Origin of the sequence: Streptomyces sp. NPDC048659, from assembly GCF_040650575.1 — a bacterium.
Lineage (GTDB): Bacteria > Actinomycetota > Actinomycetes > Streptomycetales > Streptomycetaceae > Streptomyces.
In genome coordinates this window covers 19369-31467 of sequence record NZ_JBEZHM010000030.1, presented here as the reverse complement: position 1 = coordinate 31467, position 12099 = coordinate 19369, and the positions used below count along the sequence as shown (strand labels likewise).

Here is a 12099-nt window from a genome sequence, read left to right as displayed (position 1 = left end):
CGCTTCCTCCCGGTTATGGCAGGGGAAATTGAGATGTCGAACACGTGTTCCCGAACTAGCCTTCCGCACCTGGTTACGCAAACTTTGCGTACATGTGAAGGGCTGGGGGGCCTATGGGGTGGGCTAGACGTCGCTCGAAAGCGACCTACGGGGCCGTCGTCACGACACTGACGGCCATGCTGGCGGGAGGTACGGCCGTGCTGCCGGCCGCCGCCCAGGGCACGGGGACCGTGCCCGCCGAAAGCGCGGTCGCCACGGCCGCGAAAACGGGCGAAGCGCCCAGCGAGGACATGGCGAAGGCCGCCGCCAAGGAGAGCGGCCGGCCCGTCGAGGCGGCCAACCTCCGGGGCGAGCGCCGCGATGTGTTCGCCAACGAGGACGGGTCCTTCACGGCCCGCGAGTACACGGAGCCCGTGCGGACCCGACAGGGCACGGACTGGGTGCCGGTGGACGACACGCTCGTCAAGGAGAGCGACGGGACCTGGGCCCCCAAGGCGGCCACCGTGGACCTGGAGTTCTCCGACGGCGGCACGGGTCCGTTCGCCCGGATGAGCCGGGTCGGCCGCGAGTACGCCCTGACCTGGCCCGGTGGCACGCTGCCGAAGCCCACGGTCGAAGGCAGCACCGCCCGCTACGCCGAGGTCCTGCCCGGCGTCGACCTGGCGGTCCGTGCGGGTGTCGAGGGCTTCTCGCACTACTTCGTCGTCAAGACGGCCGAAGCGGCGGCCGATCCGCGGCTGGAGTCGATCGAACTCGGCCTGTCCACCAAGGGGCTGACCGCCACCGAGACGCCCGACGGCGCACTCAAGATGGTCGACTCCGCCGTCGGCGGCACCGTCTTCGAGGCGGGCGGCGCCTCCATGTGGGATTCGTCCGCCGCGACCACCGCCCCCGCCGCCCGCTCCGCCAGGACCTCCACGGTCGCGAAGCCGGCGCTCGACGCGGCCGACGGCGGGCGCAAGGCACCCGTCGGCATCGACGTGGCCAAGGGCAAGCTGCGCCTCAAGCCCGATCTGAAGCTGCTGCGCGGCCAGGACACCACGTACCCGGTGGTCATCGACCCGACGCCGCGCACCCAGAACACGAGTGCCTGGACCTCGGTCATGTCGGGCATGACGGGGGAGCAGGACTGGAAGTTCGCGAACGACGCGGGTGTGGGCCGGTGCCCCTCCGACCAGACCCCGGACTCCTGCTCCGGCATCGGCGTCCGGCGTACGCTCTTCAGCTTCCCGATGGGCTTCTACAAGGGCAAGACCATCCTGAGCAGCACGTTCTCCGCGCGGCTCGTGAAGAACTACTGGAACGACAACAAGGCCGAGCCGATCGACCTGTACCGGCTCGGCGGCAAGGACTACACCGTCACGTCGGGCAGCAACTGGTCCAACACCTCGGGAAGCTGGTCCAACTACCTCCTGACGGTGAACCGGGCGATCACGCCGACCAGCTGCAAGGGCCAGGCCAACCTGCACTTCAGCAACGGTGACCTCCTGACGGACACGAAGGCCGCCGCGAGCGGCGGCTGGAACACCATGTCCCTCGGTCTCAAGGCCAAGGACGAGGCGGCGTACGCGGGCTGGAAGCGCATCTGCGGCAACGCCTACCTGTCCGTCACGTACAACACGCCGCCCCTGCAGGTCGCGAACTCCCGCATGAGCTCGGACCCCGGCGGCCAGTGCGTCACCGACCCGGCCAAGGCGCCCCTCGTGGACGAACTGCCGATGCTGCGCGGCGAGGCCAGCGACCCCGACCACACGGCGGCCTCCAACGACCCGGTGAGGATGCAGTACCAGGTCTTCTACCGGGACGACCAGAACGTGGAACAGAGCTACCTGTTCACCACCGGGCCCAAGTCCCCCAACCCCGGCACGCTCTTCAGCCACCGGGTGACCTCCCCGACGGCGACCACCGGCGTCGGGATGTACTACCCGAAGGCGACCCCGTCGCCGAGGGTCTACCAGCGCACCACCCCGGACGCGGGCCCCAACACGGCCGACATCCCGTTCGACGCCAAGGGACGGAAGGTCCTCGTCGGCGACTGGAACGCTGACGGCATCGACACCCTGGGCACCTACGACGCGGTGACGCGCACGTTCGAGCTGTGGAACGACAAGTCGTTCACGAACCCGATCCGGATCACCTACGGAAGCACCGGCGACATCCCGGTCGTGGGCGACTGGAACGGCGACGGCCGCGACACCATCGGTGTGTGGCGTCCGAGCAGCCACATCTTCTACCTGAACAACGAGCACACCAACAACGTCGCGGACATCTCGTTCGTGTACGGCGCCGGCGGCATGGTCCCGCTCGTGGGCGACTGGAACGGCGACGGCGTCGACACCATCGGCATGTACTACCCGACGAACGTCATGTTCTACATGCGCGACTTCAACAGCCCGGGCGCCAACACCTATGAGATCCGCTACGGCAGCCCCGGCGACCAGCCCGTCGTCGGCGACTGGAACCGCAACAAGTCGGACACCATCGGTGTCTGGCGCGAGAGCAACCACACGTTCTACCTGAACAACGAGCACACCAACAACGTCGCGGACCTCACGTTCGTGTACGGCGCCGACGGCATGGTCCCGCTCACCGGCACCTGGATGCCGGGCATCCCCGAGAACACGACGATCTCGTGGCAGGCCCGCGCCAACGACGGCGACGCGGACGGGCCGTGGAGCTCGGCGAACGGCGCGGGGCGCTGCTACGTACGGCGCGACTCCACCGTTCCCGCGAAGCCCGTCGTGACGGCCGGCCGTTACGAGGACTCGGCCGACTGGCACGACGGCATCGGCATCGAGGACACGTTCAGCTTCACTGCCTCGGACACCGACGTGGTCGGCTACCGCTACGCCATCGACGGCGTGACCTACCCGCTGGTCCCCACGACCGGAGGCAAGACGGCGCAGGTCAAGTGGACCCCCACCCGGTCTGGTCGCTACTACGTCTCGGTCGAGGCGTACGACGCCGCCGGACACTTCAGTGCCAAGGCGAACTACTCCTTCCTGATCGCGACCGGCCGGGTCGCGCAGTGGGACCTCGCCGAGCCGTCCGGCAGCACGGACGTCAACGGGGTCGGCGACTCGACCATGGTGGCCCGCACCGGCGTGACCTTCGGCAACGAGGGACGCGGTGGACTGGCGAACCCGGTCGCCCGCTTCGACGGGACGGACCAGGCGTACATCTCCCTTCCCGACGGGGAGCCCGACGCCTCCGCCAAGGCGATCGTCGACACGCGGGCCAGCCTCTCGGTCAGCGCGTGGGTGAAGCCCGCGGACCTGACCGCCGACATGACCGTCGTGAGCCAGGACGGAACGGACGAGGCCGGTTTCCAGCTCGGCTACGAGGCCGCGAGCCAGTCCTGGACCTTCGCCACCCCGGACGCGGACGGTGAGAAGACCACCAGCTACGCCGCTCGCGTCCCCGTGGGCGCCAACGCGGTCGGCACGTGGGTCCACCTGACCGGCGTAATCGACGCCAAGGCCGCGGGCGGTCCGCAGCTGCGGCTCTACGTCGACGACGGCGACCCGGCCACGCCCACGGGCACGGCCACGGCCGCGCGCACCACCTCCTGGGCGGCGACGGGCGCCTTCCAGATCGGCCGGGCGCTCCACAAGACCGTGTACCAGGAGTACTTCAACGGCGACATGTCCGAGGTCCGGGTCTACAACCGGCCCGTGACCACGGCCGAGATCGCCCAGTTCCAGACCGTCGGTCCGGTGCGCAAGGCGTACTGGCAGTTCGAGGCCGCGCCGGTCGGCGGTGCCGTGAGCACGGTCGACGGCAAGGGCGGCCCGCTGACCCTCAACGGTGACGCGAAGGTCTTCCTGAGGACCGGACGGAACGACCCCGCTCTGGCCGACAACGGATTCATGACGCTCGACGGCACCGGCGACTGGGCGGCCACCGCCGCCCCCGTCGTGGGCGGTGACAAGAGCTTCACCGTGGCCGCGCGGGTCCAGCTGACGAACGTCGAGTCGGCCACGTCCCAGACCGTCCTCTCCCTCCCGGGTCAGAACACCGACCGGCTCGCCCTCCTCTATGACGGCGCGAGCAGGCTCTGGAAGGTCGTCCTGACCGACTCCGATCTGGCGGGCGCGAAGAAGACCGAGGCCGTCGAAAGCGACACACCCCCGCAGACGGAAGGGGGCGGCAACCACCTCACGCTCGTCTACGACGCCGTGGTCCGCGAGCTCCGCCTGTACGTGGACGCCGGAAACCCGGTGTCCGTGCCCGTCCAGGAAGCGGGCACCTGGGCCTCCACCGGCGGCCTCCAGGTGGGCCGCTCGGCCAAGGCGGGGCAGTACCTCTCCGGTGCCGTGGACGAAGTCCGGGTGTACGACGGCGCGCTCAGCCCCGATGTCGTCAGGCAGGCGAGCGCCCTCATGGGCGATCCGGGCATCTAGCCCCATCCGACCGACCGGGCGGCCCGTACGCACGTACGGGCCGCCCGGCTCTTGGGACCCGCCACACGGCGGGTCCGTGTGACATCCCTTCCTCCCATCGACTCTGCATCGGAGTTCCGTCATGCCCAAACGCGGCAGACTGCTGCACGCGCGCATGCCCCGGAGCGTGCTGGCCGGAGCGGCCATCGTGCTGACCCTGGCCGTATCCGGAGGCAACGCCCAAGCGGTGACCCCGCTCGAACCCCCGCCTCCCGGCCTCCCCGGGTTCTCGAAGAACCCCGACCCCGTCACCGGCAAGGACGCGGGCAAGGCCAAGCCCCGGCCCGCGGACGCCGCCGCCAAGGCAGCCGTCCGCAGCCTGGGCAAGGTGACCTGGCCGGCCGCCGGCAGCGCCGAGGTCGCCCTGCCCGCCGCCGCGGCCCCCGCCGCGCGCACGGCCAAGGCGGCCGGCGCCCCGGCCGCCGCGAAGACCCGGGTCGGCGGCCTGCCCGTCACCGTCGCACCGGCCCACGCGAAGAGCCGTACGGCCGCAGCCGGTCCGGCCAAGGTGAAGATCAGCTCGGTCGGACGCGAGCAGGCGGCCCGCTGGGGCGGTGCCGCGCTCTTCACCGTCGAGCGCGCCGACACAGGCACCACGGCGTCCCCGGTGCACGTGTCGCTGGACTACTCGGCGTTCGCCGACGGTGCGGGCGGTGCCTACGGCGAGCGCCTCACCCTGGTCGAGCTGCCGGGCTGCGCCGTCACGAAGGCGCCCGGCAGCAAGGACTGCACGGCCGTTCCCAAGGCCCTCGCGTCCGTCAACGACCCGTCGGCGCGCACGGTCGGCTCCGACGTCACCGCGACCGCGGCGAAGGCCCCGGCGGTCGTCTACGCGCTGACGCCCTCGGCCTCCTCGGCGAAGGGCAACTACAACGCCACCTCGCTCGCCCCCTCCGCGAGCTGGTCGGTGTCCAACTCCTCGGGCGGCTTCTCCTGGAACTACCCCCTGCGGACGGTGCCGACCCCCGGTGACATCGCGCCCCAGATCGCGCTGGGCTACTCGTCCCAGTCCGCCGACGGCCGCACCGGCGCCACCAACAACCAGGGCTCCTGGATCGGCGAGGGCTTCAGCTACGAGCCGGACTACATCGAGCGCTCCTACAAGCCCTGCTCGGAGGACGGCCACACCGGCTCGACCGAGCAGTGCTGGGCGTTCGACAACGCCACCGTGATGCTCAACGGGCAGTCCTCCACGCTCGTCAAGGGCGACGCGGACGGCAAGTGGCGCTTCGCCTCGGACAACGGCGCCAAGATCGAACAGCTCACCAACGCCGCGTACGTCACCGGCAACGGCGACAACGACGGCGAGCACTGGAAGATCACCACCACGGACGGCACGGAGTACTACTTCGGCCTCAACCGGCTGCCGGGCTGGACCGCGGGCAAGGAGGAGACCGGCTCCACCTGGACCGCTCCCGTCTTCGGTGACGACGCCGGCGAGCCCTGCTACAACGCGACGTTCGCCAGCGCCTACTGCAAGCAGGCATGGCGCTGGAACCTCGACTACGTCAAGGACCGGCACGGCGACGTCCGGGCGTACTACTACACGCCCGAGACCAACTACTACGCGCTGAACGCCAAGACGGACGTCAACGGCACCGCGTACCACCGCGCCGGCTACGTCAAGCGCATCGACTACGGCCAGCGCGACAACGCCGTCTACACCTCCAAGGCCCCGGCGCGCGTGGTGTTCACGACCGCCGAGCGCTGCATCGCCGACGCCTCCTTCGACTGCGCCCCGGCGAAGTTCACCATGGCCAACTCGGCCAGGTGGCCGGACACTCCCGTCGACCGCAACTGCGCGGCCAACACCAAGTGCACGCTGAGCCAGAGCTCCCAGACCTTCTGGACCACCAAGCGGCTCGTCGGCGTCACCACCCAGGTGAGCAAGAGCGCGACCGCCGGCGAGTACGACGACGTGGACGCGTGGACCCTCACGCACCTGTTCACCGACAACGGTGACGCCACGAAGTCCCTGTGGCTCTCCAAGATCGACCACGAGGGCCGCTACGGGGGCACCACCCCGAAGCAGACCGTCGATTTCGGCGGCGTGCCCCTCATGAACCGGGTCGACAGCGACACCGACAACACCGACCCGTTCTACCGCTTCCGCCTCACCACGGTGACGAGCGAGACCGGCGCGCAGCTCGACATCACGTACGCCCCGCGCGAGTGCACGCCGGCCGGCCTCCCGCAGCCCGGCTCCTCGACCAAGCGGTGCTACCCGGTCGTCTGGACCCCGCCGGGTGAGGAGAACCCGAAGACGGACTGGTTCCACAAGTACGTCGTCGAGGAGATCGCCGACACCGACCGCACGGGCAAGAGCGAAGACCTCGTCACCCGCTACGACTACCAGGGCGACGCGGGCTGGCGCTACGGCGAGCCCAACGGCATCAACGACCCGAAGTACCTGACCTGGAGCCAGTGGCAGGGCTACGGGAAGGTCAGCGTCACCGGCGGCAACGGCCAGTCCCGCACCTCCCGCGTCGACTACACGTACCTGCAGGGCCTCGACGGCGACAAGCTGCCCGGCACCGGCACGGCCACCCGCACGGAGAAGGTGAAGGACTCCACGGGCGTCGAGTACACCGGCTCCAAGGAGTTCACCGGCTTCGAGATCGAGAAGCAGGCGTACGACAGGGCCGTCGGCGGCAAGGTCGTCTCCAAGACCGTCACCGAGCCGTCGATGGTGGAGACCGCGACGCAGAAGCGGACCTGGGGCACCACCAAGGCCACCGTGGTCCGGCCGAAGGCCAAGCGCGAGTACAACGTCCAGCACGACAACACCTGGGTCGCCACCAAGTCGGTCTCGAACTACGACGACACCGTCCCGGGCACCCGGCTGAAGAGCACGGACGACTACGGCGACATGTCCACGTCCGACGACGACAAGTGCACGACCGTCGAGTACGCCGACGTGGCGGCCAAGAACGTCTACGACCAGGTCTCCCGCAAGGAGACGGTCACCGTCCTGTGCGCCGCCGCGGCCACGGCGGACCGCCCCTCCCAGGTGCTCACCGACACCAAGGCGACCTACAACGCCGCCGGTGACATCACCCTGAACGAGCGGCTCGTGGGCTACGTCGGGAAGACCCCCGACTACGACCCGACGACGACCACCGCCTACGACACGTACGGCCGTCCGACGTCGGTGACCGACGCCCTCAAGAACGAGACGAAGACCGAGTACACGGACGTCAACGGTCTGCTGTCCAAGACCAAGGTCACCAACGCGCTGACCCACGTCACCACCACCGACTACTCCCCGGCCTGGGGCGTGGCGACCGGCTCCCTCGACGCCAACAGCAAGCGCACCGACCTGGCGTACGACGCGCTCGGGCGGCTCACCTCGGTGTGGCTCCCCAACCGCGCCAAGACCTCCACGCCGAACACCAGGTACTCCTACGACATCCGCCGCGACAAGCCGTCCGTGGTGAAGACCGAGACGATCAAGAACGACGGATCGTACGCGGCCTCCTACCAGCTCTACGACAGCCTGCTGCGCCTGCGGCAGACCCAGGCCCCGGGATCCGGCGGCACGCGGCTCGTCAGCGACGTCTTCTACGACGGCACCGGCAAGCAGAAGAAGACCAACGCCACCTACAACGCGGCCGGCGCCCCCTCCGACGAGCTCCTGACCGTCCTGAACGGCCAGGTCGGCGCGCAGACCGCCTACGAGTACGACGGCCTCGGCCGGACCACCGAGGAGATCTCGCTCATCGCGGGCGTCGAGCAGTGGCGCACCAGCACGGTGTACGACGGCAGCCGGGTCCACGTCGACCCGCCGACCGGCGGAGTCCCCACCACGACGATCTCCGACGCCGAGGGCCGGATCACCGAGACCCGCCACTACCGCACCGACAGCCCGGAGCCGGCCGGCCCCGGGACGCAGTACGACAGCATCAAGTACACGTACAACAAGCGCGGCCAGCTGGAGACGGTCACCGACTCCAAGAACAACGTGTGGAGCTACGGGTACGACCAGCTGGGCCGCAAGACCTCGGCGTCGGACCCCGACGCGGGCGTGACGACGACCGAGTACGACGAGCTCGACCGGCCCAAGTGGACGATCGACGCCCGTAAGAAGAAGATCTCCACCAGCTACGACGCCCTCGGCCGCGCGACCGCGACGTGGGACGGCGAGGCCGTCACCGGCACGAAGCTGACCGAGACCCTGTACGACCGGTCCGGCTTCCGCGGCTACCCGTGGGCGTCCATCCGGTACGTCGGCGGCGTCGAGACCTTCTCCAGCAACATCCTGAGCCGTGACGCGCTCTACCGCCCGCAGCGCACCGACTACTACGTCTCCGCGGGCGTGGACGCCAAGCTCCAGGGCTCGTACACGTTCACCACGGGTTACGCGCTCGACGGCACCATCGAGAGCACCGGCATGCCGGCGGCGGGCAAGCTGCCCGTCGAGACCTTCTCCTACACCTACGACGACGTGCAGCGCCCCGACACCATGAAGGGCTCGGTGTCGACCTACGTCAAGGACACCCTGTACAGCAACACCGGCCAGCTCCGGGGCCTGATCATGGCCGCGGGCAGCGGACGCCAGGTGCAGCAGTCCTTCGACTACGAGAAGGGCACCGACCGGCTGCTCACCTCGACCGTGGACGTCGAGGGCATCACCGGTTCGGCGAGGAAGTCGTCGTACTCCTACGACCAGTCCGGGAACGTCCTGTCCATCGCCGACACGGCGGACGCGACCCCGGACGTGCAGTGCTTCGCCTACGACACCGGCAAGCGCCTCTCCGAGGCGTGGACCCCGGCGGCCACCCCCGAGGCGGCGGCCGGCTCCGGCACCGTCGACAGCACGCAGGACGGCAAGTCGCCGGCGGCCTGCGCCGCGGCTCCCGGCACCAGCCCGCTGGGCGGCCCGGCCGCGTACTGGAAGTCCTACACCACGGACTCCATCGGCAACCGGACGCAGGACGTCACCCACGACGTGGGTCTGGACGCGTCGAAGGACGTCACCCGGACCTTCACCTACGGCGAGAACGGCGCCGGTGCGCACGCGGTCACCAAGGTCGACGAGACCTCGGCGGCCGGAAACCGCACGTCGACGTACCACTACGACGCGAGCGGCAACACCGACAGCCGGACCTTCGGCACGGACACCCAGAAGCTGGAGTGGAACTCCGAGGGCAAGCTGGCGACGACCACGGAGGCTGACGGCAAGGTCGCCTCGAACGTGTACGACGCCGAGGGCAATCGCGTCGTTCGGACGGACGCCGGGGGCAGCACCGTCTATCTTCCGGGTATGGAACTGAAGTTGGCGGCGGGCCGTGCCTCCGTCGAGGCGACCCGCTACTACAGCTTCGCGGGCCAGTCCGTGGCCGTGCGCCAGGACAGCGGTGTGCTGAACTTCCTGGGTGCCGACCAGCAGGGCACCGGCCTCGTGGCCATCGCCGCCGTCACGGGCGCGTTCACCCGCCGCCGCCAGGACCCCTACGGCAACAGCCGCGGCCCGGCGGTCGCGACCTGGCCGGGCGAGAAGGGCTTCGTCGGCGGCACGATGAACCCGCAGACGGGCCTGACGACCGTCGGCGCCCGCGAATACGACGCCACACTGGGCAAGTTCATCTCGGTCGACCCGATCATGGACCCCCAGGACCCGGCCCAGATGAACGCCTACAGCTACGCCCACAACTCCCCGATCACCAAGTCCGACCCGACGGGCCTCCGCCCCGACGGCCCGGCCGGCGGCGCGTCGTACAACGACGAACGCTGGGCGGACGACCGCGGTATGTCGATCCACTACGACTACGGCAAGGGCGACTTCGACATCAAGCCGAAGAAGGACAAGGCGTCGAAGGAGAAGTACAAGAACTATCGTGCGAATCCGGCGAACTATCGGGTCTACCACTACGACCAGAAGAAGGTCGAAGCCCAGCGGAAGGCCGCGGACGAGCGTGCTTTCGAGCGGAGGAAGGCTGCTCAGGCACAGCTTGACAGGGAGCGGGGCCTCCTTGATCTCTTCAAGGCCAAGATGATCGATCCATATATCAATCCAGACACCAGTGGTATGTGCATCAACGTGTCTGTCGGATTTGTTGTTGGCGGATTTGCCAGCGGATGCTTCGTGACGACTGCGCGTCCGGATGGAAAGACCGACGTGGGTCTGTCTCTCTCTAAGGGACTTGAGGCGCTCTCCTTCGGAGGAAATGCAACGTTCAGCCTGTTCGGAAGCAATGCGACGGACTTTGAGCAACTGCGTGGCAATGCTGAGGGTGGTAGCATCACCGGGGGTTATGGGCCAGCGGTTAGTGTCTCTCACGAGAGGGACATCGATACATATAATGACCGCGGCGAGTCGACAGGCGCGACGAGTGTCGGCGTCGGCCTGGGGGTGGGGCTCGAGGCGGGCTGGCACAAGTCCTATGACACTCAGGTAGGGCACCTCTTCACCTACTGACAGTGAAGAATCTGGCTACGAGATTGAGTCGTCGAAGCGTTATTTTTCGAAAGCGATTGCGATGACGGCTCCGGGAGGGTATGTGCTCGCTCACGCAGTTGCAGGCAATTCTTCCAGCGGTATCAGCGTTTACGCTGTTGCCTTCTACATACTGTTCGGTGTTGTCGGCGTCTGTCTCGCGCTGAACTTCCAAAGCGCTGCCGACAGGTTCTTCCGCATCGTTTCGGTAGTGATGGGAGGGAAGGTTGGATGGGGGACTCCATGGATACTTCGACTGGTAGGGGCGATGGCCGCTGTTATGGCGATCATCGGAATCTGTGTCGAAGTGGTAGTTGAGCTGACCTGACGGTCACTGGAGTCCTGGACGCAGGCGCCTGAGTCACTCTCACACCCATCCCCGACGAGCCGCTTCCGCCCCCGCGCGGAAGCGGCTCGTCGTGCCTAGCGCTGCCATCAGTTCGCCGACGCGGCGGCTGTACGTGCGGGGGGACATGCCGAGGCGGGTGGCGGCGGCCTCGTCGGTGAGGCCCGAGAGGAGGGCTTCGAGGACGGGGCGGAGCTGGGGCGGGAGGTCGCGGGTCGGGGCGGCCAGGCCGACCAGCTCCTGGCCGGTGTCCCAGAAGAGGTGGTGGGCCCGGACCAGGGCGGCGACCACGACCGGGTCGCGGATCAGCAGCAGCCCGTTGTAGTGGAGCTCCAGGTCCAGGGGGACGGCCGCGACCGTGCGGTCGACGACGATCATCTTGAACGGGATCGCGTCCGTGACCCGCGCCCGGCCCGGGACCGTGAGGGCGCCCACGAGCTGGGGGAGGGCGTGCCGGGGGACGATCCGGCGGACCTCGCCGGCCCGCTCCGCCGCCGCTCGCATGCACGCCCCCGCCAGCTCCAGGAACGGCTCGGGGATCGCGCGCGACGCCGAGGCGGCCGGGTCGTCGAAGGTCAGCAGCTCGTGCCGGGCCGAGGCGGCCAGTCCCGCGAGGGCCGCGCTGACCCGCCGGGTGCCCCGGACCGGGCGCGCGGGAGGGCGCTGGAGCTCGGGCCCCGCCCGGCCCATGGCCGAGCGGGCCAGCATCACGGAGCCCGCAGTCTCTTGCACTGCTCACCACCCCCGCCCGTCCGGTGTGCCACTCCATGTACGCACGCGACTGCGTACGGTGACAACCCCTGTTGACAAAGGTGGCGAGTCCCTGCCACTGCGGTGTGCCCCCGCCGCCGTTGCCGCATTGAGATCCATCCGCA

General features: G+C 69.0%; 4 protein-coding genes. 3 read left to right on the top strand and 1 reads right to left on the bottom strand.

The annotated features are described in order from the left end of the window. The first annotated feature begins 176 nt into the window (after positions 1–176). The 3 genes from AB0C99_RS22615 to AB0C99_RS22605 all read left to right on the top strand — a co-directional run bounded on the left by AB0C99_RS22615 (position 177) and on the right by AB0C99_RS22605 (position 11206). The gene (locus AB0C99_RS22615) at positions 177–4403 is read left to right on the top strand and encodes a LamG-like jellyroll fold domain-containing protein (RefSeq protein WP_362477778.1); all 4227 of its coding nucleotides are present in this window, start codon (positions 177–179) and stop codon (positions 4401–4403) included. Between the two features lie 154 nt (positions 4404–4557). Beyond that, entirely contained in the window at positions 4558–10860 is a 6303-nt protein-coding gene (locus tag AB0C99_RS22610; protein WP_362477775.1) for an RHS repeat-associated core domain-containing protein, read from the top strand. 82 nt (positions 10861–10942) lie between these two features. Further along, positions 10943–11206 carry a hypothetical protein gene (locus AB0C99_RS22605; RefSeq protein ID WP_362477772.1) on the top strand — a complete coding sequence of 88 codons (264 nt, stop codon included), beginning with the start codon at positions 10943–10945 and terminating at the stop codon, positions 11204–11206. A 39-nt stretch (positions 11207–11245) separates the two neighbouring features. On the opposite strand, the gene AB0C99_RS22600 is transcribed toward AB0C99_RS22605, so the two are convergent. Beyond that, complete coding sequence (locus tag AB0C99_RS22600) at positions 11246–11956, bottom strand: DNA-binding response regulator (protein ID WP_362477769.1); 711 nt, start codon at positions 11954–11956, stop codon at positions 11246–11248. Positions 11957–12099 lie beyond the last annotated feature (143 nt).

Excerpts from the sequence above, each read along its gene's own strand:
- AB0C99_RS22615 (WP_362477778.1), top strand. The coding sequence starts at position 177 with ATGCTGGCGGGAGGTACGGCCGTGCTGCCGGCCGCCGCCCAGGGCACG.
- AB0C99_RS22610 (WP_362477775.1), top strand. The coding sequence starts at position 4,558 with ATGCCCCGGAGCGTGCTGGCCGGAGCGGCCATCGTGCTGACCCTGGCC.